Source organism: Pseudomonas sp. 1, assembly GCF_056626735.1.
In genome coordinates, this window is sequence record NZ_JBWXMQ010000002.1 from 71,710 (window position 1) to 97,109 (window position 25,400).

Annotated in this window: 26 protein-coding genes; 20 read left to right on the forward strand and 6 right to left on the reverse strand. The window is 59.9% G+C overall.

The annotated features are described in order from the left end of the window. The first annotated feature begins 180 nt into the window (after nt 1–180). Nucleotides 181–1,668: a helicase HerA-like domain-containing protein gene (locus AC1MDC_RS03390; protein ID WP_227233329.1), complete on the forward strand. Its 1,488-nt coding sequence runs from the start codon at nt 181–183 to the stop codon at nt 1,666–1,668. 10 nt (nt 1,669–1,678) lie between these two features. On the opposite strand, the gene AC1MDC_RS03395 is transcribed toward AC1MDC_RS03390, so the two are convergent. Then, nucleotides 1,679–2,134 (reverse strand): DUF721 domain-containing protein, encoded by a 456-nt coding sequence (locus AC1MDC_RS03395; RefSeq protein WP_085697185.1) that lies wholly within the window; start codon nt 2,132–2,134, stop codon nt 1,679–1,681. Nucleotides 2,135–2,441: 307 nt separating this feature from the next. Here AC1MDC_RS03395 and secA point away from each other — a divergent pair, with 307 nt between their 5' ends. The 4 genes from secA (at nt 2,442) to AC1MDC_RS03415 (ending at nt 8,156) form a co-directional block, all read left to right on the forward strand. After that, complete coding sequence (gene secA / locus AC1MDC_RS03400; RefSeq protein WP_085697184.1) at nt 2,442–5,180, forward strand: preprotein translocase subunit SecA; 2,739 nt, start codon at nt 2,442–2,444, stop codon at nt 5,178–5,180. Between the two features lie 122 nt (nt 5,181–5,302). Beyond that, complete coding sequence (gene argJ / locus AC1MDC_RS03405) at nt 5,303–6,520, forward strand: bifunctional glutamate N-acetyltransferase/amino-acid acetyltransferase ArgJ (RefSeq protein WP_064383762.1); 1,218 nt, start codon at nt 5,303–5,305, stop codon at nt 6,518–6,520. Between the two features lie 62 nt (nt 6,521–6,582). Further along, a complete protein-coding gene (locus tag AC1MDC_RS03410) occupies nt 6,583–7,215 on the forward strand; it encodes a glutathione S-transferase family protein (RefSeq protein ID WP_085697183.1) in 633 nt (210 codons plus the stop codon). After that, nucleotides 7,212–8,156, forward strand: a complete 945-nt coding sequence (locus AC1MDC_RS03415) for a Nudix family hydrolase (protein WP_085701658.1) — start codon at nt 7,212–7,214, stop codon at nt 8,154–8,156. Before AC1MDC_RS03410 ends, AC1MDC_RS03415 begins: the two co-directional genes overlap by 4 nt. A 137-nt stretch (nt 8,157–8,293) precedes the next feature. On the opposite strand, the gene AC1MDC_RS03420 is transcribed toward AC1MDC_RS03415, so the two are convergent. The 3 genes from AC1MDC_RS03420 to AC1MDC_RS03430 are packed head-to-tail and all read right to left on the reverse strand — an operon-like array spanning nt 8,294 to nt 11,881. After that, nucleotides 8,294–8,878, reverse strand: coding sequence for a cob(I)yrinic acid a,c-diamide adenosyltransferase (locus tag AC1MDC_RS03420; protein ID WP_480392516.1), 585 nt, complete (start codon nt 8,876–8,878; stop codon nt 8,294–8,296). Nucleotides 8,879–8,881: 3 nt separating this feature from the next. Next, nucleotides 8,882–10,918 carry a sensor histidine kinase gene (locus AC1MDC_RS03425; protein WP_480392517.1) on the reverse strand — a complete coding sequence of 679 codons (2,037 nt, stop codon included), beginning with the start codon at nt 10,916–10,918 and terminating at the stop codon, nt 8,882–8,884. Between the two features lie 45 nt (nt 10,919–10,963). Continuing rightward, nucleotides 10,964–11,881 carry a putative 2-dehydropantoate 2-reductase gene (locus tag AC1MDC_RS03430; protein ID WP_085697179.1) on the reverse strand — a complete coding sequence of 306 codons (918 nt, stop codon included), beginning with the start codon at nt 11,879–11,881 and terminating at the stop codon, nt 10,964–10,966. Nucleotides 11,882–12,021: 140 nt separating this feature from the next. On the opposite strand from AC1MDC_RS03430, the gene AC1MDC_RS03435 reads away from it, so the two are divergent. Both AC1MDC_RS03435 and AC1MDC_RS03440 read left to right on the forward strand, forming a co-directional pair. Beyond that, a complete protein-coding gene (locus AC1MDC_RS03435; protein ID WP_065258535.1) occupies nt 12,022–12,507 on the forward strand; it encodes a YajQ family cyclic di-GMP-binding protein in 486 nt (161 codons plus the stop codon). Between the two features lie 138 nt (nt 12,508–12,645). Next, a complete protein-coding gene (locus tag AC1MDC_RS03440; protein WP_064599011.1) occupies nt 12,646–13,485 on the forward strand; it encodes a mechanosensitive ion channel family protein in 840 nt (279 codons plus the stop codon). A 123-nt stretch (nt 13,486–13,608) separates the two neighbouring features. On the opposite strand, the gene AC1MDC_RS03445 is transcribed toward AC1MDC_RS03440, so the two are convergent. Continuing rightward, nucleotides 13,609–14,964: an OprD family porin gene (locus AC1MDC_RS03445; RefSeq protein WP_480392518.1), complete on the reverse strand. Its 1,356-nt coding sequence runs from the start codon at nt 14,962–14,964 to the stop codon at nt 13,609–13,611. A 75-nt stretch (nt 14,965–15,039) separates the two neighbouring features. Between AC1MDC_RS03445 and AC1MDC_RS03450 the strand changes: the two genes are divergently transcribed. The 3 genes from AC1MDC_RS03450 to AC1MDC_RS03460 all read left to right on the forward strand — a co-directional run bounded on the left by AC1MDC_RS03450 (nt 15,040) and on the right by AC1MDC_RS03460 (nt 16,498). Continuing rightward, nucleotides 15,040–15,393, forward strand: a complete 354-nt coding sequence (locus tag AC1MDC_RS03450; protein WP_480392519.1) for a hypothetical protein — start codon at nt 15,040–15,042, stop codon at nt 15,391–15,393. A gap of 469 nt (nt 15,394–15,862) precedes the next feature. After that, nucleotides 15,863–16,288: an HIT family protein gene (locus AC1MDC_RS03455; protein ID WP_480392520.1), complete on the forward strand. Its 426-nt coding sequence runs from the start codon at nt 15,863–15,865 to the stop codon at nt 16,286–16,288. Nucleotides 16,289–16,291: 3 nt separating this feature from the next. Beyond that, nucleotides 16,292–16,498 carry a SlyX family protein gene (locus AC1MDC_RS03460; protein WP_085689409.1) on the forward strand — a complete coding sequence of 69 codons (207 nt, stop codon included), beginning with the start codon at nt 16,292–16,294 and terminating at the stop codon, nt 16,496–16,498. A gap of 87 nt (nt 16,499–16,585) precedes the next feature. On the opposite strand, the gene AC1MDC_RS03465 is transcribed toward AC1MDC_RS03460, so the two are convergent. After that, nucleotides 16,586–17,188: a cold-shock protein gene (locus AC1MDC_RS03465; protein ID WP_480392521.1), complete on the reverse strand. Its 603-nt coding sequence runs from the start codon at nt 17,186–17,188 to the stop codon at nt 16,586–16,588. Between the two features lie 308 nt (nt 17,189–17,496). On the opposite strand from AC1MDC_RS03465, the gene AC1MDC_RS03470 reads away from it, so the two are divergent. From AC1MDC_RS03470 to tolQ, 10 genes are all read left to right on the forward strand, one after another. Beyond that, on the forward strand, nt 17,497–17,967 hold the full coding sequence (locus AC1MDC_RS03470; RefSeq protein WP_085697174.1) for a Dps family protein: 471 nt from the start codon (nt 17,497–17,499) through the stop codon (nt 17,965–17,967). Nucleotides 17,968–18,208: 241 nt separating this feature from the next. Continuing rightward, the gene (locus AC1MDC_RS03475) at nt 18,209–18,556 is read left to right on the forward strand and encodes a ribbon-helix-helix domain-containing protein (protein WP_085697236.1); all 348 of its coding nucleotides are present in this window, start codon (nt 18,209–18,211) and stop codon (nt 18,554–18,556) included. A gap of 113 nt (nt 18,557–18,669) precedes the next feature. After that, nucleotides 18,670–18,891, forward strand: coding sequence for an FmdB family zinc ribbon protein (locus tag AC1MDC_RS03480; protein WP_007951210.1), 222 nt, complete (start codon nt 18,670–18,672; stop codon nt 18,889–18,891). Nucleotides 18,892–18,999: 108 nt separating this feature from the next. After that, nucleotides 19,000–20,775 (forward strand): aspartate--tRNA ligase, encoded by a 1,776-nt coding sequence (gene aspS, locus AC1MDC_RS03485; protein ID WP_085697173.1) that lies wholly within the window; start codon nt 19,000–19,002, stop codon nt 20,773–20,775. A gap of 123 nt (nt 20,776–20,898) precedes the next feature. Further along, nucleotides 20,899–21,645 carry a YebC/PmpR family DNA-binding transcriptional regulator gene (locus tag AC1MDC_RS03490; protein ID WP_085697172.1) on the forward strand — a complete coding sequence of 249 codons (747 nt, stop codon included), beginning with the start codon at nt 20,899–20,901 and terminating at the stop codon, nt 21,643–21,645. A gap of 158 nt (nt 21,646–21,803) precedes the next feature. Further along, complete coding sequence (gene ruvC / locus AC1MDC_RS03495; protein WP_007951206.1) at nt 21,804–22,331, forward strand: crossover junction endodeoxyribonuclease RuvC; 528 nt, start codon at nt 21,804–21,806, stop codon at nt 22,329–22,331. Between the two features lie 114 nt (nt 22,332–22,445). Continuing rightward, nucleotides 22,446–23,054 (forward strand): Holliday junction branch migration protein RuvA, encoded by a 609-nt coding sequence (gene ruvA, locus AC1MDC_RS03500; RefSeq protein WP_007951205.1) that lies wholly within the window; start codon nt 22,446–22,448, stop codon nt 23,052–23,054. Beyond that, the gene (gene ruvB, locus AC1MDC_RS03505) at nt 23,055–24,116 is read left to right on the forward strand and encodes a Holliday junction branch migration DNA helicase RuvB (protein WP_085689401.1); all 1,062 of its coding nucleotides are present in this window, start codon (nt 23,055–23,057) and stop codon (nt 24,114–24,116) included. 127 nt (nt 24,117–24,243) lie between these two features. Continuing rightward, complete coding sequence (gene ybgC, locus AC1MDC_RS03510; RefSeq protein ID WP_007951203.1) at nt 24,244–24,711, forward strand: tol-pal system-associated acyl-CoA thioesterase; 468 nt, start codon at nt 24,244–24,246, stop codon at nt 24,709–24,711. Then, complete coding sequence (gene tolQ / locus AC1MDC_RS03515) at nt 24,701–25,396, forward strand: protein TolQ (RefSeq protein WP_007912733.1); 696 nt, start codon at nt 24,701–24,703, stop codon at nt 25,394–25,396. The genes ybgC and tolQ overlap by 11 nt, the downstream gene beginning before the upstream one ends. Nucleotides 25,397–25,400 lie beyond the last annotated feature (4 nt).

The window sequence follows — 25,400 nt, forward strand, 5'->3', positions numbered from 1 at the left end:
GGTTCCGCTAAGGTCTTAATGTCCAAGGCGTGCTTTTATAAACGCGCGCAGAATGGGCAGGGGTGAAAGCGCACTGATATTTCCTTCTCTCCTTAGGGAAATCTCAGACCGGACTTTTGATCGGGTCTCTCACTCTCTCTATCGGCCATGCTCGACAAAGATTAACCATTGGGTGACCAAATGCCTGACTCCTTGCAACTCGTAATCGGCGCCGATCTCGCCGGGCAACCGATCGCTCAGGCGATGCGCCTGGCCAACCGTCATGGACTGGTAGCCGGGGCCACCGGTACCGGCAAGACCGTTACTTTGCAGCGTCTGGCCGAGGCGTTCAGCGACGCTGGGGTCGCGGTGTTCGCCGCCGACGTCAAGGGCGACCTGTGTGGTCTCGGTGCCGCCGGCAATCCCCAGGGCAAGATCGCCGAGCGCATCGCCGGCATGCCGTGGCTCAAGCACACGCCTCAGGCGTATCCCGTGACCTTGTGGGACATCCACGGTCAGTCCGGTCATCCGTTACGCACCACGTTGAGTGAAATGGGCCCTCTATTGATCGGGGCCTTGCTGGAACTGACCGACAGCCAGCAATCGGCGTTGTACGCGGCGTTCAAAGTGGCCGATCGCGAAGGGTTATTGCTGCTCGATCTCAAAGACCTGAAAGCGCTGCTCAACCACCTCAAGGACAATCCGCAACTGCTGGGCGATGACGCCGCGCTGTTCACCACCGGCTCCAGCCAGGCGCTGTTGCGGCGTCTGGCGACGCTGGAACAGCAGGGCGCCGAAGCGTTGTTCGGCGAGCCGGCGCTGCAACTGGAAGACATTCTGCACCCGGCCGCCGATGGTCGCGGGCGGATTCATTTGCTGGATGCCAGTCGTCTGGTGCATGAGGCGCCGAAGGTCTACGCGACCTTCCTGCTGTGGCTGCTGGCCGAGCTGTTCGAGCAACTGCCGGAACGAGGCGATGCCGACAAGCCGCTCCTGGCGCTGTTTTTCGATGAGGCGCATTTGTTGTTCGGCGATACGCCGAAGGCTTTGCAGGAACGGCTGGAGCAAGTGGTGCGTTTGATCCGCTCCAAGGGCGTCGGCGTGTATTTCGTCACCCAGTCGCCGGGTGACCTGCCGGATGATGTGCTGGCGCAACTGGGGCTGCGGATCCAGCACGGCCTGCGCGCGTTCACCGCCAAGGAACAGAAATCCCTGCGGGCGGTGGCGGACGGCTTCCGGCCGAATCCGGCGTTCGACACGTTGTCGGTGTTGACCGAGCTCGGGATTGGCGAGGCGCTGGTCGGCACCTTGCAGGAAAAGGGCACGCCGGAAATGGTCCAGCGCGTGCTGGTGGCGCCGCCGCAATCGCGGATCGGGCCGTTGACCGAGACCGAGCGCACGATGCTGATTGCCGGGTCGCCGTTCAAGGGGCGGTACGACAAACCGATCGACCGCGAGTCGGCCTATGAAATTCTGATGGGCCGCAAGGGGCTGGCACCGGAGGCTGAAGCGGCGCCGGGTAAACCGGCGGTTGAGGAGCCAAGTCTGGCAGACAGGGCCGGAGAGTTCCTCGGCACGGCGGCGGGGCAGGCGCTCAAATCGGCGATGCGTCAGGCGGCGAATTCGCTGGGTAAACAGTTGGTGCGCGGTCTGATGGGGTCATTGCTGGGCGGCAGCAAGCGCCGCTGATCAATAAGGCTCAGGTTTTGGGTTTGGCGTGGGCGGCCAGTCGTTCCAGGGCCGCTCGCAGATTTGGATCGCTGATCCCTTCGGCGGTGGCCTGGATGGTCGCCGCCGCATCCGTCGACAGATCGATCGTGGATCCGCTCGTCTCGCGCTGGAGGGTCGGTGGCCGCACGGCGAACTTGATCCGCGTCAGATTGGCGAACTCGTCGAACATCTGCAGTTGTCGTTGCAGACGTTTCTGCTGATAGCGCAGACGCGTGGCCCAATGGCCGTCGGTGACAATCAGCAACAGCTCGCCTTCGCGCCACTTGGCCACGTGGCAGTGTTCACGGGCGGCGGGTTGCAGCTGGCTTTCGAGCAGACGTTGCAGATGGGCCAGACGTTGGGCATGACCGAGGATGGCTTTCAACGGCCTGGCTTCGCGTAGCAGAACGGCGGGCGCTCTGGCTGTGAGAGGGCGAAATGCCATGATCTAGGACCTGAAGTTGCAGAGGCGCCATGGTAGCAGATGGCACCCATTTCACTCGCCCATTGCTTTTGTCACTGCTTTGCCCATTAAATCAACGACTAACTTCTTCGCTGTACGGCTTGAAGTTGAGCAAAATGCCCCTATTTTAAGTGAGCCCCGTCAAAGCGCAGTGCCAGCATCGTGGAATATCCCCACTTTCCTCACCACCGTTTCCGGGTAGAATGCTCGTTCGCATGCGGCCATGAGGGCTGCACGGGCGACTCACGGGGCCGCCCTCCATCCCTTTAGTGTGGAAGATCCTGCCGATATGTTTGCGCCTTTGTTAAAAAAACTTTTTGGAAGCAAGAACGAGCGTGAAGTCAAGCGCATGCTCAAGACGGTGCAGCTCGTCAATGCCTTCGAAGAGAAGATGGTCGCCCTCTCGGACGATCAACTGCGCGCCAAGACCGCAGAGTTCAAGGACCGCATTGCCAAGGGGGAGACCCTCGACAAGCTGTTGCCGGAAGCCTTTGCGGTCGCCCGCGAAGCCGGCAAGCGTGTCATGGGCATGCGCCACTTCGACGTCCAGCTGATCGGCGGCATGACCCTGCACGAAGGCAAGATTGCCGAAATGCGCACCGGTGAAGGCAAGACCCTGGTGGGTACCCTGGGCGTTTACCTCAACGCGTTGTCCGGCAAGGGCGTGCACGTTGTGACCGTGAACGATTACCTGGCCCGCCGCGACGCCAACTGGATGCGTCCGCTGTATGAATTCCTCGGTCTGAGCGTCGGCATCGTGACGCCGTTCCAGCCGCCGGAAGAGAAGCGCGCCGCCTACGCTGCCGATATCACCTACGGCACCAACAACGAATTCGGGTTCGACTACCTGCGCGACAACATGGCGTTCAGCATGGAAGAGAAATTCCAGCGCGAACTCAACTTTGCCGTGATCGACGAAGTCGACTCCATCCTCATCGACGAAGCGCGTACCCCGCTGATCATTTCCGGTCAGGCCGAGGACAGCTCCAAGCTGTACATCGAGATCAACAAGCTGATCCCGAAACTCAAGCTGCACGTCGAGGAAGTCGAAGGCGAAGTCACCCAGGAAGGCCATTACACCGTCGACGAAAAGACCCGTCAGGTCGAACTCAACGAAGCCGGTCACCAGTTCATCGAAGACCAACTGACCAGCATCGGCCTGCTGGCCGAGGGCGAGAGCCTGTACTCGGCGCATAACCTGAGCCTGCTGACTCACGTTTACGCCGGTCTGCGTGCGCACAAGCTGTTCCACCGCAACGTCGAATACATCGTGCAGGACGGTCAGGTCGTACTGGTCGACGAACACACCGGCCGTACCATGCCCGGCCGTCGTTTGTCCGAAGGCCTGCACCAGGCCATCGAAGCCAAGGAAAACCTGAACATTCAGGCCGAGAGCCAGACCCTGGCATCGACCACGTTCCAGAACTACTTCCGCCTGTACGAAAAACTGGCCGGCATGACCGGTACCGCCGATACCGAAGCGTTCGAATTCCATCAGATCTATGGTCTGCAGGTCGTCGTGATCCCGACCAACAAGCCATTGGCCCGTAAGGACTACAACGACCTGGTGTTCCTGACTGCCGAAGAGAAATACGCGGCAATCGTCAATGACATCAAGGAAAGCATGGCCGCCGGCCGTCCGGTGCTGGTGGGGACTGCGACCATCGAAACCTCCGAGCACATGTCCGCATTGCTCGTGAAGGAAGGCATCGAACACAAGGTCCTGAACGCCAAGTTCCACGAAAAAGAAGCTGAAATCATCGCGCAGGCCGGTCGTCCGGGCGCACTGACCATCGCTACCAACATGGCCGGTCGTGGTACCGACATCCTGTTGGGCGGCAACTGGGAAGTTGAAGTCGCGTCGCTGGAAAACCCGACCCCTGAGCAGATTGCCCAGATCAAGGCCGACTGGCAGAAGCGTCACCAGCAAGTGCTGGAGTCCGGCGGTCTGCAGGTGATCGCGTCCGAGCGTCACGAATCCCGTCGTATCGACAACCAGCTGCGTGGCCGTGCCGGCCGTCAGGGTGACGCCGGTTCCAGCCGCTTCTACCTGTCGCTGGAAGACAGCCTGATGCGCATCTTCGCCTCTGACCGGGTGAAGAACTTCATGAAGGCCCTGGGCATGCAATCCGGTGAAGCGATCGAGCACCGCATGGTGACCAACGCCATCGAGAAGGCGCAGCGCAAGGTTGAAGGCCGCAACTTCGACATCCGCAAGCAACTGCTCGAGTTCGACGACGTCAACAACGAGCAGCGTAAAGTGATCTATCACATGCGCAACACGTTGCTGGCTGCGGACAACATCGGCGAAACCATCGCTGATTTCCGTCAGGATGTCCTGAACGCTACCGTCAGCGCGCACATTCCGCCGCAATCGCTGCCAGAGCAGTGGGACGTGGCGGGTCTGGAAGCGTCGATCGCCAGCGACTTCGGCGTGAAGCTGCCGATCCAGCAATGGCTCGACGAAGACGATCACCTGTACGAAGAAACCCTGCGCGAGAAGCTGATGAACGAGCTGATCGCCGCCTACAACGAAAAAGAAGACCAGGCGGGTGCCGAAGCCCTGCGCTCGTTCGAGAAGCAGATCGTGCTGCGCGTACTGGACGACCTGTGGAAAGACCACCTGTCGACCATGGATCACCTGCGTCACGGCATCCACTTGCGTGGTTATGCGCAGAAGAACCCGAAGCAGGAATACAAGCGCGAGTCCTTCACGCTGTTCTCCGAGCTGCTGGATTCGATCAAGCGCGACTCGATCCGCGTGCTGTCCCACGTTCAGGTTCGCCGCGAAGATCCGGCCGAAGAAGAACAACGCCTGCGTCAGGAAGCCGAAGCACTGGCCGCCCGCATGCAGTTCGAACACGCCGAGGCTCCTGGCCTGGAAGCGCAACCGGAACTGGTCGGTGAAGAGGTCGATGTGGCCCTCGCCGCCGCCCCGGTTCGCAACGAGCAGAAGCTGGGCCGCAACGAACTGTGCTACTGCGGTTCGGGCAAGAAATTCAAGCATTGCCACGGGCAGATCCAGTAAACCCCGTTTCAATCGCTGAAATACCCGCGCCGCGACCGGCACCAGCCGTCGCGGCGTTTTGCCATTTACACCACCGCCACTACGCTTGGCGGTGCTGACATCATTGAGTAAGGAGCGCATTCATGGCTGTTGGTCTTGGTCCTTTGCCAACGTTGCACCCGGTTGCCGGTTTTGAACTCGGTATCGCTTCGGCCGGCATCAAGCGCCCGGGGCGCAAGGATGTCGTCGTGATGCGTTGCGCCGAAGGTTCCACCGTGGCGGGCGTGTTTACGTTGAACGCTTTCTGCGCAGCGCCGGTGATCCTGGCCAAGAAGCGCGTGCAGAACCCGGTGCGCTACCTGTTGACCAACACCGGCAATGCCAACGCCGGCACCGGCGAACCGGGCCTGGCAGCCGCCGAGCGAACCACCGCCAAACTGGCTGAACTGACCGGTGTGGATGCCAGCCAGATCCTGCCGTACTCCACCGGCGTGATCGGCGAGCCGCTGCCGGTCGAGAAGATCGAGGGCGCCTTGCAGGCCGCGCTGGACGATCTGTCGGAAAACAACTGGGAAGCTGCCGCCACTGGCATCATGACCACCGACACGCTGCCCAAAGGCGCCAGCCGCCAGTTCCAGCATGACGGCGTGACCATCACCGTCACCGGCATCAGCAAAGGCGCGGGGATGATCCGTCCGAACATGGCGACCATGCTCGGCTACATCGCCACCGACGCCAAAGTCTCCCGCGACGTGCTGCAAAACCTGATGCTGGACGGCGCCAACAAGTCGTTCAACCGCATCACCATCGACGGCGACACTTCGACCAACGACTGCTGCATGCTGATCGCCACCGGCAAGGCTGCGCTGCCGGAAATCACCCGTGCCGAAGGCGAGCTGTTCGCCAAGCTGAAACAGGCCGTGTTCGAAGTGTGCATGGATGTGGCCCAGGCCATCGTGCGTGACGGCGAAGGCGCGACCAAGTTCGTGACCGTTGAAGTCAACGGCGGCGGCAATCACCAGGAATGCCTGGATGTCGGCTACACCGTGGCCCACTCGCCGCTGATCAAGACGGCACTGTTTGCGTCCGACCCGAACTGGGGCCGCATTCTCGCCGCCGTTGGCCGTGCCGGCGTGCCGGATCTGGACGTGAGCAAGATCGACGTGTTCCTCGGTGACGTGTGCATCGCCAGCCGTGGCGCCCGCGCCGCGACCTACACCGAAGCCCAGGGCTCGGCGGTGATGCAGCAGGAAGAAATCACCATCCGGATCGAGCTGGGTCGCGGCGATTGCAGCGAAACCATCTGGACCACCGACCTGTCCCACGAGTACGTGAAGATCAACGCCGAATACCGCACCTGATCCCTGCCGAAGAGGGAGGTCTGCGGACCTCCTTTTCTTCTGTCCCATGAAAGGACCCGAACATGAGCCTTCACCTGATCATTGGCGACAAACTGCTTTCCTCCTGGTCCCTGCGCGCGGCGCTGGCGCTTGAACTGACCGGCGCGCCCTACACCGAAGAACTGGTCAAACTCGGCAAGCCCGACACTCGTGAGCGGCTGCTGGCGCACTCGCCGACCGCCAAGGTGCCGCTGCTGAAAACTGCCCGTGGCACCATCGCCGATTCTCTGGCGATTGCCGAATACCTGGCCGAACAGTTTCCTTCCGAACAACTCTGGCCGACCGATATCGCCGCCCGTGCCCAGGCCCGCTCCGCCTGCGCGCAGATGCACAGCGGCTTCTTCGCGATGCGCAATCACATGCCGTTCAACCTGAGCCACGATGCGCCACTCAATCCGGTGCCGCCTGAGGTGAAGGTCGACATCGAGCGCATGCTCGCGCTATGGGCCGAATGCCGCGCCGTTGCGACTGAGCCTGGACCTTACCTGTTTGGTCGGGTGTCGCTGGCCGATGCGTTCTTTGCACCGATTGCCGTGCGCCTGCGTACCTATCAGGTAAAGCTGCCCGCCGAAGATGAAGCCTATGTTGAAACCGTCTACCAATGGCCGGCCTTCAAGGCCTGGCAAAAGGCTGGACTGGAGGAATTGCAGTCGTGAAACGTGTACACGTCGCCGCCGCCGTCATTCGTGACGACAGCGGCAAGATTCTGATCGCCCGGCGTGCCGATACCCAGCATCAGGGCGGCCTCTGGGAATTTCCCGGTGGCAAGGTCGAAGCCGACGAGTCGGTGCAAACCGCGCTGGCCCGTGAGCTGCACGAAGAATTGGGCATCGTCGTCGGCGCCGCGCGGCCGCTGATCAAGGTGCGCCACGATTATCCGGACAAGCAGGTGTTGCTGGATGTCTGGGAAGTCTCGAGCTTCACCGGCGAACCCCATGGCGCCGAAGGCCAGCCATTGGCCTGGGTTTCGGCCAAGGAGCTGACGGATTACGAATTTCCGGCGGCGAACCAGCCGATCGTCGCGGCGGCGCGTCTGCCTGCCGAATACCTGATCACCCCGGAAGATCTGGAAACTCCGGCCTTGCTGCGCGGTATCCAGAAGGCGATCGCCGGTGGGATCAAGCTGATCCAGTTGCGTGCGCCCAATGGTTATGACCCGAAGTACCGCGATCTGGCGGTAGATGCGGTCGGCCTCTGTGCCGGCAAGGCGCAGTTGATGATCAAAGGCCCGTTCGAATGGCTGGGCGATTTCCCGGCCGCGGGCTGGCACATCACCTCGGCGCAACTGCGCAAGTACGCGGCTGCGGGGCGGCCGCTGCCGGCGGAGCGCTGGTTGGCGGCGTCCTGCCACAACGCTGAAGAACTGGCGCTGGCCGAGCAGATGGGCGTGGATTTCGTCACCCTGTCACCGGTGCAGCCGACGCTGACTCACCCGGATGCCCAGCCGTTGGGCTGGGAGCAGGCTTCGACGCTGATCGAAGGCTTCAGCAAACCGGTATTTCTACTGGGCGGTGTCGGCCCGGCGGAGCGCGAAAAAGCGTGGGATGCCGGGGCTCAGGGTGTGGCGGGGATTCGGGCGTTCTGGCCTGAGGCTTGATTCTTTACTGAGGCTGATGTCCCCTTCGCGGGCAAGCCCGCTCCCACATTTGATTGCATTCCAACTGTAGGAATACATTTCCCTGTGGGAGCGGGCTTGCTCCGGGCGGCGTTCCGACGAAGGCGTCCTGACAGTCGCTACTGCTGTGAAGGTTTCGCCGCCGGTTGCCACAGAATCTCGGCAATACCCTGGCGCCGCGCAATCAACCTCGCCGCGACAAACAACAGATCCGACAAGCGATTGATGTACGCCAGGCCAACCCCGGCCAACGGTTCGATCGCATTCAAATGCTGGCAACGACGTTCGGCACTGCGCGCCAGGCTACGGCAGACATGCGCTTGGGCAATCAGCATTGAACCACCCGGCAGAATGAAGTTCTCCAGCGGCCCCAATTCCTCGTTCCACACATCGATGGCCGATTCCAGCCGTTCGATTTCCGCTGTGTTCAGCGCCTGATATTCCGGCATCGCCAACTCGCCACCGAGATCGAACAGTCGGTGCTGGCAGGGCGCCAACACGTCGATCAACTCATTCAGCCCAGGACAGGTTTCGCGTTCAGCGAGCAATCCGGCCAGCAGCACGCCGACCTGACTGTTCAGCGTATCGACCTCGCCAATGGCCTCGATGCGCGGGTGATCCTTGGGCACGCGGCGGCCGTCGCCAAGTCCGGTTTCGCCCTTGTCGCCGGTGCGGGTGTAGATCTTCGACAAGCGAAAGCCCATGGTTTACCTCGGTAGTTGATTGGTTTCGGCGGCGATGGGCGCCGGTTGTGTCAGTGGCAGACGCAGGGTGAAGCAGGTACCTTGCCCCGGCGCCGACTGCACTTCCATCTGCCCTTTGTGGTTGTTGGTGATGATGAAGTACGACACTGACAAACCGAGTCCCGTTCCCTGGCCGATTTCCTTGGTGGTGAAGAACGGCTCGAAGGTGCGCTTGCGCACGTTCTCGCTCATGCCGATGCCGTTGTCCTCGACCTGGATCTCGGCCCAGGGTGGATTGAGCCGGGTACGCAGAGTGATCCGCCCAGGCTCGCTGTCATCTTCACGTTGGTGAATTGCCTGCGCGGCGTTTTTCAGCAGATTGAGCAGCACCTGCTCAAGTTCGTTGGCGGTGCCGGGCACAGGGCCCAGCGCCGGGTCGAACTGGCGAATGATCGCCTGACCCTTGAAGTCGAAGCCGATGGCCAGATCGAAGTCGTTACCGGCGATTTCCACCGCTTGATCGATCAATGCCGGCAAATCGCACGGCGCCATCTGGCGGTTGCTGCGACGACTGAAGCTGAGCATGTGGGTGACGATTTTTGCCGCCCGGGCGCCGGCCTGCTGGATGCCATCCAGCAATTGCGGGACTTCCCGGCCTTGCAGGTAGCGGTTGACTGCGTCCAGCTCGATGCCCAGTTGCTCGGCCTGTTCGAGGTTTTTCGGCAGGTCTGGCGACAGACGTCGGCGAATGTTCTGCACGTTGTGCAGGATCGCCCCCAACGGGTTGTTGATCTCGTGGGCCATGCCGGCGGCGAGGCCACCGACCGACAGCATTTTCTCCGACTGCACCATCATTTCTTCCAGCGACAGGCGCTGGGTGATGTCGTCGATCCGGATCACCACGCCGCGTCCGGCACCGCCCATCAACGGGTAGAAGGTGAGGGCGTAGTGTTTGGGCTCGTCGTCCTTGAACCATGTCACCCGCTCGATTTTCGCCACCGTGTGTTGCTCGACGGTCTGCTTGAGTTGCGGCAGGAACGGCTTGAGCGGCGCGAAGGCGAGGAAGATCGGCTGATTCAGCGCTTCGTCCAGCCGTGTACCGGAGAGGGCGCTGGCTTCCTGGTTCCATTGCGTGACGTAGAGCTGTTCGTCAAGTGCGATCAGCGCCGAGGGCATGGAGTCGATGATGCTGTTGAGGTAGTTCTGGAAACCGGTGAGCTTCTTCTCGATCTTGCTGCGCACCTGGACTTCCAGTTCCAGCTTGCGGTTGGTGTGGCGGGTTTCTTCGGCCAGACCCTGGGCCTGATCGTAGGCTGCCTGGGAATCGTCACGGGCGCGTTTGAGTTGCTGCTCCCGGGCCTCGATGCGCGAGAGCATGGTGTTGAACGCCTCGGCCAGACTGCCGATTTCGTCACGGTTGCCCCGTGAGGCGCGCAGGGCGTAATTCTCTTCGCGGGTCACCTGGCGGGACAGTTCTTCGAGTTGATGGATCGGCCGGGTAATCAGGCGCTTGATCTGCCGCGCGATGACCAGCCACAGCAGCACACTGAAAATCAGGATCCCCAGACTGGCCGTGAGTGTGCCGGTATAGAACGCTACTGGCAGTTCGCTGCTGGCCACCAAAAGCAGGTGGCCTGGTGCAGTGCCGGGGCGGGGCAGGGTGATGAGTTGATTGCTGCGAAATTCGGTCAGTTGCCAGGCTTCGATGTGTCGATAGCGCTCTGGCAATTTGAGTTTGTCGCCGTGTTGCAACTGCGCCAGACGTTCGCCTTTGCCGTCGTATAAAGCGGCGGCGCGCAGCGGGGAATAGCTGTCGAGTTCCTTGAGCAGCCGCTCGGCGCTTTGCGGCGACTGCAAGGCTTCGGCCACCAGGCTCGGGTTGGATACCAGCCGGCCGATGGTCTGCAACGCCTGAGGCGCCATGCTTTCCTGGGAGATGTAATAGGCGGCGCTGATAAAGGTCAGGTTGGCGACCAGCAGCACGGTGGTCAACAGCACCAGCAGGGCAGCCAGCAGTTTCTGGCCGACCGGCAGGTTTTCAAGACGCTGGCGCAATGGCATCAGGTTTATCGCAGAAAAGGAACAAGTGGCCAGCGTAGCCGCTGCTCAGTCGACGGGCAATCCGAGACTGTTCAGATGGGCGCTCAGGCGCTGCTGCAATTGCTTCAAATGCGGCAGGTTCAACTGATGACGCTCGGCTACCTTGCAGGCATGCCCGAGCAGATAGCTGATTTCGGTGCGGCGTTTATTGGCCACATCCTGATACATCGACGAGAAGTTCGCCGCCGTGGCCTGGATCACCCGTTCAACTTCCTGTTGCAGGTTGTCCGCCGCTGCCGGTTGCCCGCAGCATTCGAGCAGTTCGGTCAGTTCGCCGCACAGCGTCGCGACTTCGCAATGATGTTGCTGGAGGTCACCGTTGCGGCAATTGTGCAGCACCGTCAGCGGATTGATCGCACAGTTGAGCGCCAGTTTTCGCCACAGGCGGGTGAGGATATCGGCGCTCCATTCATGGGGGATTTTCGCTGCCTCAAGATCGTCCAGCCAGATGGGGGCCACGGGGTGACCGGCGTCGCCGAGCCAGGTGTAACCATGACCGGCAAACACCACGCGCCAGTCGCCATCGCGAAACGCGCCCTCGGTGCTGGAGGCGCTGATGCAGCGGGCTTGCGGGACACGCGCGGCGACCGCTTCCTGGCTGCCGAGGCCGTTCTGCAAAAGAATCAGTTCGGCGTCCGGCGCCAGACGATGGGCAAGTGCGGCCACGGCTGCTTCGGCGTCGTAGGCCTTGCAGGCCACCAGCAGGCGGCGAATCGGCCCGGGACTGTCCGGCGTTTCGCCGGGGATCGTGTAACGGCTGGCCACGCCTTGTTCGACGAGGGTGAGGCCGCCCGCCGTTGCATAGTCATGCAGACGGTCGACGTCGCGCAGGATCAACCGGACCGGCAACCCGGCCCGGGCCAGACGCGTGGCCCAGAGCGTGCCGAGACTTCCGGCGCCGAGGATGTGCCAAGGGGTGGACATCAGTTTTTCACTCGGTAAGGTACAGGCATGCAAGGCTCGCGGTGTCGGTGGGAAAAGACCCGTTATAATGAGCCCGATTTTAACCGCAAGCCAAGCGCGCCACGTCCTGAACGAGCGCGCCTTTTTATTGGAGAGATTACATGCCGTCGTTCGACGTGGTATCCGAACTGGACAAACACGAGCTCACCAACGCGGTCGAGAACGCCGCGAAGGATCTCGATCGTCGTTATGACCTGAAAGGCAAGGGCAGCTACGAGTACAAGGAAAAGGAACTGACCGTCAACCTGACCGCTGAAGCCGAGTTTCAGCTGGAAGCGATGATCGAAATCCTCAAGCTGGCACTGGTCAAGCGCAAGATTGATGTGCAATGCCTTGAGGTCAAGGACGCTTACGCATCGGGCAAAGTGATGAAGCAGGATGCCGTACTTCGGGAAGGCATCGACAAGGAGCTGGCGAAGAAGATCGTCGCTCATATCAAGGACGCCAAGCTCAAGGTGCAGGCCGCCATTCAGGGCGAGCAGGTACGTGTAACCGGCAAGAAGCGTGACGACCTGCAGGAAGCCATTGCTGCACTGCGTGCCAAGGAATTCGGCATGCCACTGCAGTTCAACAACTTCCGCGACTAAGCTTTCCGGTCGGGAACCTCTCGGCGTTTACAGCGTCCGAGGCCCAAGCAACGGCAGAAACGATTGAGCCATTTACGGCCCGGTCTTTCTGCCGCTGGTTTTTTACAGCCCGGGAAGCCGGTAATCAGGAGATAAAAGATGGATTTGAATGCTGAGGTAGACAACCTGGTCAAGGCATCCCAGGCGTGGATTCCGATGATCATGGAATACGGCAGCCGTGTGCTGCTGGCGGTGATCACCCTGGCCATCGGCTGGTGGCTGATCAACAAGGTCACGCAAAAGCTCGGCGGCCTGTTGGCTCTGCGCAACGCCGACCTGGCCCTGCAAGGTTTCATCAGCAGCCTGGCCAACATCATTCTCAAGGTGCTGCTGATCGTCAGCGTGGCGTCGATGATCGGCGTCGAGACCACTTCGTTCGTCGCGGCGATCGGTGCGGCGGGTCTGGCCATCGGTCTGGCGTTGCAGGGCAGCCTGGCGAACTTCGCCGGCGGCGTGCTGATTCTGCTGTTCCGTCCGTTCCGCATTGGTGACTGGATCGAAGCCCAGGGTGTGGCGGGTACCGTCGACAGCATCCAGATCTTCCACACCGTGCTGCGCACCGGCGACAACAAGACCATCATCGTCCCGAACGGCAATCTGTCGAATGGCATCATTACCAACACCAACCGTCAGCCAACCCGCAAGGTTGTGTTCGACGTAGGTGTGGATTACGAAGCCGATCTGCAAAAGGCCCGTCAGGTGCTGCTGGATCTGGCCAAGGATGAGCGCGTTCTGCAGGATCCGGCGCCGCAGGCCGTTATTTCGACACTGGGTGACAGCTCGATCACTGTTTCCCTGCGCGTGTGGGTTAAAACTGCGGATTATTGGGATGTGATGTTCATGTTTAACGAACAGTCGCGTGATCGTTTAAAGACTGCAGGCATTGATATTCCTTTCCCGCAACGAGTGATTCGTGTGGTTCAGGAATCGGCGGTGTAATGATAGGTTGCTAATTAATTGGCTGACTTATCGGTCAGGCATCTATTACAAGTGACAGGCAATAAAAAAGGCCCATCGGAAGATGGGCCTTTTTGTTTTGTTACCGCAACTAACGCGGTGCGATTACAAAAGCGACAGCGGGTAGTCGACGATCAGACGGAACTCTTTGGTATCGCCTTCACCTTCGTCGGCGTTAGCAAAGTGCCAGGCCTGACGAATACGGAAGGACAGGTCTTTGGCCGGGCCAGACTGAACTACGTATTTGGCTTCGAAGTTGGTTTCGTTGTGTTTGCCATCTTCGCCATACAGACCGGTGTAGGCGCTGCCTGCCGGAGTGTGGGTGCCGTCGATGTCCCAGCCTTTAACGTAACGGGTCATGAAGCTCAGACCTGGAACGCCGTACTCGGCCATCTTGATGTCATAACGGATCTGGGCAGATTTCTCGCCTGGGCCGTTGAAGTCAGAGTACTGGATGGAGTTGGCGAGGAAGATCGAGTCACCGCCACGGTTGGATGGGCCGTGGCCACCAACGCCGATGTAGTCGAACGGCGTGTCACCGTTGATCTTCTGGAAGGCCAGGGTGATGGTGTGTGCTTTCAGGAACGACAAGGCGGTTGCCAGGGAGAATGCAGTGTTGCTGATGTCGCCTGCGTTGGCGCTGCCGGTATCCGTGGTGCGGTAGATGTTGAAGTCAGTGTTCAGCGAAGTGTCACCACCGAATGGCGTGGTGAGGTTCACGTTGGCGTAGTACTGGTTCCAGATGTCTTCCAGCTTGGCGCCATACAGCGATGCGCTGAGGTTTTCAGTGATGCCGTACTTGCCGCCGAAGTAGTCGATGCTGTCGGCCTGTACGCCGGCGTAGGTTGCCCACAGCTCGCCATCATGGGCGTTCTTGTCCTGGGCGGTCGCCGCGTAGAAGTGACCGGCTTCGAGGTCAAGGTCTTTGACTTCGCTGCTCTGCAGCTGGAAGCCGCTGGCAGTTTGAGGAAGGATACGGGAACCGCCGACAGCGAACACTGGAGCAGTGCTTGGCTGCATGTCACCGATTTTCAGCTCGGTTTTGGATACGCGAAACTTGATGGCAGCGCCGGCTTTACCCTGGCTGTCGTTGGCTTCGCGGATGCCGTTGGCATTGGGGAGGTTGGCACGGCTCATGTTGCCCGAACCGCTGGTGCCATCACCGCCGTCCAGTTTGATGGCCAGGTAACCGAATGCGTCGACGCCGACGCCTACGGTGCCTTGGGTGTAGCCGGAGCTGAAGTTGCCCCAAATGCCCTGGGTCCAGTCTTTCTGATCCCGGGAACGGTCTTTGTTGTCACGGTTAAAGTAATAGTTGCGAATCAGCAAATCAGCTTTCGCGTCTTCAACAAAGCCTTTGGCTTCAGCCTGGTCACTTACGAACGGTGCGGCCGTAGCCATCTGAGTACTGGCTGCTGCTGCAACTGCCAGTGCGATCATGCTCCACTTCATCACGCGCATCGTGATTTGCTCCTTTGGTTTTAGAAGAGTACTGCCGTCCCACCTGTTTTATTATCTGGGCGGCTCTTTCTTTTTGTGTCGGCGCAAACTTATATCACGCCGACCATGTTGGCGATACTTGCGAATCCAACCTTTCAGCTTCTTTACGAGCGTGTCGCAATCGGCTTGGTAGATGTCGCAAATTTACAGTCCAAATGCAATGGGACTGACAACTTCAGCGCTGTTTTACAGAGCTTGAGCATCGGTAAAAAAGAGTCCCTTGGCAAAACGCTTGAATCTCCATCGGGCAACCCTGCCACTGTTTTTATGGGGCTCAAGGCATCCACTTCGTGTGGTGCGCTTATAGTCCATATGGGTATGAATGCAACAAGCGTGCACAAACCGCTGAATCGTTCCGGTTTTTTTCAAGGTGCTCGTCTGACGCTGTGAAAACCTCATAAAACCGGGGGCCTCGAGGGCCTTTCATACAGGCTTGACGCCATCCTTCGCATGGTGTTGCTCCTTCAGTTTCGCTGCGCGACAACCAAAAACGTTACCGGTTCACCCCGTGAGTGAGTATTCGGCGGATGCCCGACGCATTGAGCGTAGACGCACTGTGCGGTTTTGGTGCAAAAAAATTCAAAGGCTGTACTGAATTCATACAGTTGGGACGCTGGATGAACGTGAACACTGAGGTGTGTGCGGGTCATTTTGCTCTGCTCATTCGCACTCCCGGTTCCGTCCTGGTGCGCTCAAGTCATAAATGTCACATCTCGGGGCGTGGAGGAATTCTTTCGGCAATGCTGTTCGCCGTGAAGGTCTCTCCAATCGCAGGTATGCTGCCATCCAGTCGCTTGGCTCGCCGCGTTCGTGGCGGGGCGCTAAGCTGAAAACAGGTCATTCGCCGGGAGTGCGCGCAGTGTTTGCTTTAGATTCACGACTTCAACAGGACACGCTGACCATCGGCGATTTCCCGCTTTGCCGACTGCTGTTGTCCAACGACGCCAACTACCCATGGTTCATCCTGGTGCCACGCCGCGACGATATCAGCGAGTTGTTTCAGTTGGATTTCGCCGACCAGCAGCGCCTGTGGCAGGAAACCACCGCCCTGGCCGAAGTGCTCAAGGATTCCTTCGACGCCGACAAAATGAATGTTGCGACCCTGGGTAACGTGGTCAGCCAACTGCATATGCATGTGATCGTACGTAAACGGGACGATGCCGCCTGGCCGGCACCGGTCTGGGGCAAACATCCCGCCAAGCCTTACAGTGCCGGGCAAGTGGCTGCGATTCGCGAGCGCCTGCGTCTGGTGCTGGACGAAGACTTCACTTTTCTGGAGGGCTGAGTCATGAGTTTCGAACAACGTGTTACTGAACTGGAAAGCCGCCTGGCGTTTCAGGACGACACCATTCAGGCATTGAACGATGTGCTGGTGGAACAGCAGCGAGTGGTCGAGCGCCTGCAATTGCAGATGGCAGCCGTACTCAAGCGCCAGGAAGAGATGGTGGGGCAGATCGGATCGTTTGAAGAAGATGCGCCACCGCCACACTATTGAAATGTGTGCGGGCATGCTTCCGTGCTCCCATTAAAAAACCGCGAACAGCCAGGCTGTTCGCGGTTTTTTTTATTGCGGGGACGTGGATCAGCGGCGCGGCAGGGCAGCGATCACGTCTTCGGCCTGCAGGCCCTTGTCACGGTTCATCACCGAGAACTCCACGCGCTGGCCTTCGACCAGGACGCGGTGGCCTTCGCCACGGATGGCGCGAAAGTGCACGAAAATATCATCGCCGGAATCCCGGGAGATAAAGCCGAAGCCCTTGGAGGTGTTGAACCACTTGACGGTGCCGGTATCGCGATTGCTCATGTCGTAGCTGGTGGGAGCGGCGGCCGGGGCGGACTTGTAGAAGCTGATGGCCAGGTGCAGGACCACGGCAACCAGAGCGATCACCAGGCTGAACAGCACGGCTGGCTGGCCGGCGATGACAGGCATCGGCGCGATCAGGGTCAGGGTTTGCAGGACGACGGTCAGAACCAGCAAGGCGCTGACCAGATTTTGCAGATGCTGGCGCGGACCTTTGTTCCAGTAGGGAATAACTGGCGCAAGGATCAGGTTCAGCAGGCCGAAAAAGGCCAGGTAAAGTGCATCGGGTTGTTGCAGGTAAGGTACCGCTTCGGACTTCAGGCTAGGTATGAAGGACAGCAGCAAGGCTGCTGCGCCCATTAGCAGGTGGACGATTTTCAACATTTTTATTGACTCACGTTATGACGGCTCACAAGGAAGAGCTGAGAGCGCACGGTTCGCTTCGGAACAATAAGAGGCGTTGGACACGTGCACGGCATCAGCCTATGCGCAGGCCCGGAAAACGGGGCGTAGCGACACACTGCCTATTTAACAGTAAAGCCTGCGGCTACTCAAATCACGCCGGCCAGCGGCAGGTACCGGACGATTTGTCGCGTCTATCGGGCCCATGCGGGGGCTGCGGGGCGGGGGTGGCCTTGCTACAGTGAACCGACACCTGCTGGATGAATTTCAATCGCCGTTAGGGGGTAAGCATGGCAATCGATATCGGTATCAGTGAAGAAGACCGCAAATCCATCGTCGAAGGGCTCTCGCGCCTGCTGTCGGACACTTACGTGTTGTATCTGAAGACCCACAACTTCCACTGGAACGTCACCGGGCCGATGTTCCGGACCCTGCATCTGATGTTCGAGGAGCAATACAACGAACTGGCCCTGGCAGTCGACTTGATTGCCGAACGCATCCGGGCGCTGGGCTTTCCGGCGCCGGGCGCGTACGCGACCTACGCTCGCCTGTCTTCCATTAAAGAGGAGGAGGGCGTGCCGAGTGCCGAGGACATGATCAAACAACTGGTCGAGGGGCAGGAGGCGGTCACGCGCACGGCGCGGGGGATTTTCCCTCTGCTGGACAAGGTCAGTGACGAACCGACTGCCGACCTGCTGACCCAACGCATGCAGGTTCACGAGAAAACCGCGTGGATGCTTCGTGCATTGCTCGAGGCCTGATGACGGGAGGCGCACGGATGTTCATGGTTCGTGCGCTCTTCTTTCCCCTCGGAAACTTCACCCGCGACGGTAGGAAACCAGGAAGACGCCCCGCCGCTCCATGATCCTCCGTATCGTGTTGGCTTATCCTACGTGGATGGTCAATAAGTCGTCTGGATCCGCCTTTGCACCTGCGCTTTTAATGAGGTCACAGGATTTCGCCTTGAACACAGGCGCAAAATGGCAAAGGAGTGTCAGCTATATGGAAGGTGGAGGCAGGCGACGAGATATTGCAGTCGATTTGCAGCAGGAAAAGTTCGGGGAGCCGTTTCTCGGCGGGTTCGACATGGAGTTGATCCGGCCACTGTCCCGATCGGTACGCTTGAACGGGTTCGCGACCTGCATGCGGCTGGAGCAGGTTTACTGGAATATTCTGGGCCGGATGGCCGAAGACAATTGCTGTTCGGTCGGCGCGCTGTTGTCCCGTGTCGATCGTGAAGTGCACCTGCGCCATGGCGGGGTGAAAAACTTCAGCGGTCTGGTGCGGGTGGTGTGCGTGGTGCATGGCCTGCGGGATTCTCCGGGGACGCCCGCCGCGGGTTGTCACTGACAAGACGGCCTGTGCAGTCTTCCGGCTGCACAGGCCGCATTTAATGGATATAATCCCGCTCTTTCGCCGCACAGCCCTGCGTGTGCTGGCAATCTGATTGCCGAGACAACCCCATGCCGATGTACGATTACCAATGTGCTTCCTGTGGTCATCAGTTGGAAGCCATTCAAAAGATCAGTGACGCACCATTGGTCGATTGCCCTGCCTGCCAGGCGCCGGAACTCAAGAAGCAACTGTCGATGCCGGGCTTTCGCCTCAGTGGCAGCGGCTGGTACGAAACCGATTTCAAGACCGGCGCGAAGAAGAATCTGGCCGGTGGCGACAAATCTGACTAGGGTTCAAACCCAGGTCGAACGACACGCGCGAGTTTCCACAGATTGCACATTGCTTGAGTGCAACCGGATCTCCACCGAATTTCGAATTACGAGAAGCGAACCACTACCATGATGCGCAGCCATTATTGCGGCCAACTGAACGAAAGCCTGGAAGGCCAGGAAATTACCCTTTGCGGATGGGTTCACCGTCGTCGCGACCACGGCGGGGTGATTTTCCTCGATATCCGTGATCGTGACGGTCTGGCCCAGGTAGTGTTCGATCCGGATCGCGCCGAGAGCTTCGCCGCTGCCGATCGCGTGCGCAGCGAATACGTCGTGAAGATCACCGGCAAGGTTCGCCTGCGTCCAGCCGGTGCCACCAACGCCAACATGGCGTCGGGCATGATCGAAGTGCTGGGCTACGAGCTGGAAGTGCTGAACGAGTCGGAAACCCCGCCGTTCCCGCTGAACGAGTTCTCCGACGTCGGCGAAGAAACCCGCCTGCGTTATCGCTTCCTGGACCTGCGTCGTCCGGAAATGGCCGAGAAGCTGCGTCTGCGTTCGCGCATGACCACCAGCATCCGTCGCTACCTGGACGAAAACGGCTTCCTCGACGTCGAAACGCCGATCCTGACCCGTGCCACTCCGGAAGGCGCGCGTGACTATCTCGTGCCGAGCCGTACCCACGCTGGTTCGTTCTTCGCGCTGCCCCAATCGCCACAGCTGTTCAAGCAACTGCTGATGGTCGCCGGCTTCGACCGCTACTACCAGATCGCCAAGTGCTTCCGTGACGAAGACCTGCGTGCCGACCGTCAGCCTGAGTTCACTCAGATCGACATCGAGACCAGCTTCCTCGACGAAAAGGACATCATGGGCCTGACCGAAGGCATGATCCGCAACCTGTTCAAGGAAGTGCTGGATCTGGAATTCGGCGAATTCCCTCACATGACCTTTGAAGAAGCCATGCGCCGTTACGGTTCCGACAAGCCGGACCTGCGTAACCCGCTGGAACTGGTCGACGTGGCCGATCAGCTGAAAGAAGTTGATTTCAAGGTCTTCAGCGGTCCTGCCAACGATCCGAAATGCCGTATCGCCGCGCTGCGCGTTCCAGGCGGGGCGAGCATGCCGCGCAAGCAGATCGACGACTACACCAAGTTCGTCGGCATCTACGGTGCCAAGGGCCTGGCGTACATCAAGGTCAACGAGCGCGCTGCCGGTGTTGAAGGTTTGCAATCGCCGATCGTGAAAAACATCCCGGAAGCCAACCTGAACGTGATCCTCGATCGCGTCGGCGCAGTCGATGGCGATATCGTGTTCTTCGGTGCCGACAAGGCCAAGATCGTCAGCGAAGCCCTGGGCGCGCTGCGTATCAAGCTCGGTCACGACCTGAAGCTGCTGACTTGCGAATGGGCTCCGATGTGGGTCGTTGACTTCCCGATGTTCGAAGAGAACGACGACGGCAGCTTCTCGGCTCTGCACCACCCGTTCACCGCGCCGAAGTGCTCGCCTGAAGAGCTGGAAGCCAACCCGGCAGGCGCTTTGTCCCGTGCCTATGACATGGTGCTGAACGGCACCGAACTGGGTGGCGGTTCGATCCGTATCCACCGTAAAGAGATGCAACAGGCGGTGTTCCGTCAGCTGGGCATCAACGAAGCGGAACAGGAAGAGAAGTTCGGCTTCCTGCTCGACGCCCTGAAATACGGCGCGCCGCCGCACGGTGGCCTGGCCTTCGGTCTGGACCGTCTGGTAATGCTGATGACCGGCGCCCAGTCGATCCGTGAAGTGATCGCCTTCCCGAAAACCCAGAGTGCTGCCGATGTGATGACGCAGGCGCCGGGTGTTGTGGATGCGAAGGCATTGCGCGAATTGCACATTCGTTTGCGCGAGACGCCAAAGGCCGAGTAAGACGGGCCTGAAGGCGCATCTTCGGATGCGCCTTTTTTCTTTCTGCAGTGATTGAAAACAAGTTTTTTTGCTGGCCGATGCACTTGCATGGCGGGCATTGTTCAAGAGAATTCGGAGCGAGTTATGGCAGGTCATTCCAAGTGGGCGAACATCAAGCACCGCAAAGAACGCCAGGATGCCAAGAGAGGCAAGATCTTCACCAAGTGGATCCGCGAACTGACCGTGGCGGCCCGTCAGGGCGGCGGTGATCCGGGCTCCAACCCGCGTCTGCGTCTGGCCCTGGACAAGGCACTGGGCGCCAACATGAGCCGGGACATCATCGACCGTGCCGTTGCCCGTGGCGCCGGTGCGACCGAAGCCGACAACGTTGAAGAGCTGACCTACGAAGGTTACGGCCCGGGTGGCGTGGCGGTGATGGTCGAGTGCATGACCGACAACCGCAACCGTACCGCAGCGGCTGTGCGCCATGCGTTCAGCAAGTGTGGCGGCAACCTCGGTACCGACGGTTCGGTAGCCTACCTGTTCGAACGCAAGGGCCAGATCAGCTTTGCGCCAGGCGTCGACGAAGACGCGCTGACGGAAGCGGCGCTGGAAGCCGATGCCGACGACGTGGTCAGCCACGAAGACGGCTCGATCGACGTATTCACCTCGTTCACCAGTTTCTATGCGGTGCGCACTGCCCTGGAAGCCGCAGGTTTCAAGGGTGATGACGCGGAAATCGTCATGCAGCCGACCACCAGCGCCGAACTGGATCTGGAGGGGGCCGAGAAGGTGCTCAAGCTGATCGATATGCTGGAAGACCTGGACGACGTGCAGAACGTCTACTCCAACGCGGACATTCCGGAAGACGTGGCCGCTCAGCTCGGTTAAGAGCGGCTAGGCTGCAATGTGGGAGCTGGCTCGCCAGCGATGGCGTCGGCACATCAGGTAATGATGGTGCCTGACACACCGTCATCGCTGGCAAGCCAGCTCCCACATTTGTTATGCGTTATCTCGAATTCAGTGCTTTTACCGAACCTGCAGGCGTTATGACTTTAATTCTTGGTATCGACCCCGGTTCGCGCATTACCGGTTACGGCATCGTTCGCGATACCGGACGCGGCGGTTGCATCTATGTCGCCTCGGGTTGCATCCGCACCGGTGCCGGCGAGCTGCACGAGCGCCTGCAGATCGTCTATCGCGGCGTGCGGGAAATCATTCAGACCTACGGCCCGGTGACCATGGGCATCGAAAAGGTGTTCATGGCGAAAAACGCCGATTCGGCGCTCAAGCTCGGGCAGGCCCGTGGGGCCGCTATCGTTGCCGGCGCCGAAGAGAGCCTGGAGATTGCCGAGTACACGGCCACCCAGGTCAAGCAGGCCGTGGTCGGCACCGGCGCCGCCAATAAAGAGCAGGTGCAGATGATGGTCATGCATATGCTCAAGCTCACCAGCAAACCGCAAATCGACGCATCGGACGCCCTGGCCATCGCCATTTGTCACGCTCACACCCGCTCCAGTCTGTTGCCGCACGGCCTGGGAACGGCACGCAGTCGTGGCGGGCGCCTGCGTCTCTGATAGCATCAGCAGTCAATTTCACGGAGTGTGGATTTCGCGCCTGGGTCGTCGGCCGTAAATCCATGTTCTGTCGGTCGCCAGCCCACGGCTGGCCAACGCTCAAGGATCTGAAACGTGATTGGACGCTTGCGCGGCACTCTGGCTGAGAAACAGCCGCCGCACCTGATTCTGGATGTAAATGGCCTCGGGTATGAGCTGGAAGTGCCCATGACCACCCTTTATCGTCTGCCGTCGGTCGGTGAACCGCTGACCTTGCACACCCATTTGGTCGTACGCGAAGACGCGCAGTTACTCTATGGTTTTGCCGGCAAGCGTGAGCGAGACTTTTTTCGCGAGTTGATCCGTCTCAATGGTGTGGGGCCGAAACTGGCCCTGGCCTTGATGTCGAGTCTGGAAGTCGATGAGCTGATCCGCTGCGTGCAGTCCCAGGACACCTCGGCGCTGACCAAGGTGCCGGGCGTGGGCAAGAAAACCGCCGAGCGTCTGCTGGTCGAGCTCAAGGATCGATTCAAGGCCTGGGAAACCTCGCCGGCCATGTTTGCGCTGGTTCCGAACCAGCCGGACGGCCCGGCGCCGGTCAATACCGCCGAGAATGATGCGGTCAGCGCGCTGATTTCTCTGGGTTACAAGCCACAGGAAGCGAGCAAGGCGATTTCCGCAATCAAAGAGAAAGGCCTGAGCAGCGAAGACATGATTCGACGCGCCCTGAAGGGAATGATTTAAGTGATTGAAGCTGATCGTCTGATCGCCGCCACGCACAGTCCGCGTGAGCGCGAAGAAGTCCAGGATCGGGCGATACGTCCCGTCAGTCTGGCCGAATACATCGGCCAGCCGACCGTTCGCGAGCAGATGGAACTGTTTATCCAGGCCGCCCGTGGTCGTAGCGAATCCCTCGACCACACCCTGATCTTCGGTCCGCCGGGGCTGGGTAAAACCACCCTGGCGAACATCATCGCCGAGGAAATGGGCGTATCGATCAAGAGCACTTCCGGTCCGGTGCTTGAGCGTCCGGGTGACCTGGCGGCGCTGTTGACCAATCTCGAACCGCACGATGTGCTGTTCATCGATGAAATCCATCGTCTGTCGCCGATTGTTGAAGAAGTGCTGTACCCGGCCATGGAAGATTTCCAGCTCGACATCATGATCGGTGAAGGGCCGGCGGCGCGTTCGATCAAACTCGATCTGCCGCCGTTCACCCTGGTCGGTGCAACCACGCGGGCAGGCATGCTGACCAATCCGTTGCGCGACCGTTTCGGCATCGTCCAGCGCCTCGAGTTCTACAGCACTGCTGATCTGGCGACGATTGTCAGCCGTTCGGCGAGCATTCTCGGTCTGCCGCTGGATCCGGAAGGGTCTTTCGAGATCGCTCGCCGCGCTCGGGGCACGCCGCGAATCGCCAACCGATTGTTGCGCCGGGTGCGGGATTTCGCCGAAGTCCGGGCCAAGGGGCACATCACCAAGTCCGTCGCGGATCTGGCGCTGAACCTGCTGGATGTCGACGAGCACGGTTTTGATCATCAGGACCGGCGTCTGCTCTTGACCATGATCGAAAAGTTCGATGGCGGCCCGGTGGGCATCGACAGTCTGGCGGCGGCGATCAGTGAAGAACGCCACACCATTGAGGACGTGCTCGAGCCGTACCTCATTCAGCAGGGGTACATCATGCGGACGCCGCGCGGCAGGGTGGTTACTCGCCACGCGTACCTGCATTTTGGTTTAAACATTCCGACACGAATGGGCGAAATGCCCGTGGCAGACGAGTTTCTTGATGCCGTGGACGATTGATACACATTTAATGGCGATTTATTCAGCGTTTGTACTGTCTCAGGACGGTACTTTTGCGGTAAAGCCTTTGAACATTGAAAAACAGTTGCCTGGCCGGATTGGCAACCCGAGGAGTAAGCACTAGAGTATGCGCGCGCAAAACGGGCTTGAGCCGTTCGCACATCGTTGTCGCGTTTATTACGAGGACACCGATGCGGGCGGCATCGTGTATTACGTTAATTACCTCAAGTTTATGGAACGGGCTCGAACCGAGCGGCTCCGGGAGCTGGGCTTTGCCCAGTCGGCGCTGGCAGGGGAGGACCTGTTGTTCGTCGTGCATTCCAGCGAAGCGCGTTATCACGCGCCGGCGCGACTGGACGACGAGCTTCTGGTAAGCGCTGATGTAATCGAATTGAACCGTGCCAGCCTGCGCTTTCGACAGCAGGTCAGGCGGGCAACGGATAATGTGCTGCTCTGCGAAGGGCAGTTTCTGGTGGCCTGTGTGCGCACTAACAGTTTGAAACCCCGGGCCCTTCCCGAAGACCTGCGTGCGGCCTTTGCCGACGCGGTCGGCACGGGTACACACTCAAAGCAGGAGATAAAGCGTGGAAGCTAACGTCGTCGACCATTCCTCCATGTGGAGCCTGGTCAGCAATGCCAGCATCGTGGTGCAGTTGGTAATGTTGACCCTGGTGGCCGCATCGGTGACCTCATGGATCATGATCTTTCAGCGCAGCAATCTGCTGCGCGCCGGTCGACGCGCCCTGGAGAGCTTCGAGGAGCGCTTCTGGTCGGGTATCGACCTGTCCAAGCTCTATCGTCAGGCCGGCAGCAACCCGGATCCGGATTCGGGCGTCGAGCAGATCTTCCGTGCCGGCTTCAAGGAGTTTTCCCGTCTGCGTCAGCAGCCAGGTGTCGATCCTGAAGCGGTGATGGAAGGTGTGGCCCGTGCCATGCGCGTCGCCATCTCCCGCGAAGAAGAAAAGCTCGAGCAGAGCCTGCCGTTCCTCGCTACCGTGGGTTCCGTCAGTCCGTACATCGGTCTGTTCGGTACCGTCTGGGGGATCATGAACTCCTTCCGTGGTCTGGCCAGCGCACAACAGGCCACCCTGGCCACTGTGGCACCCGGCATCGCCGAAGCCCTGATCGCCACTGCGATCGGTCTGTTCGCCGCAATCCCGGCCGTTATCGCTTACAACCGTTTCTCTGCCCGCAGCGAAACCTTGCTGAGCCGCTACTACACCTTCGCCGATGAATTCCAGGCGATCCTGCACCGCAAAGTGCACACCAGCGAAGAATAAGCAG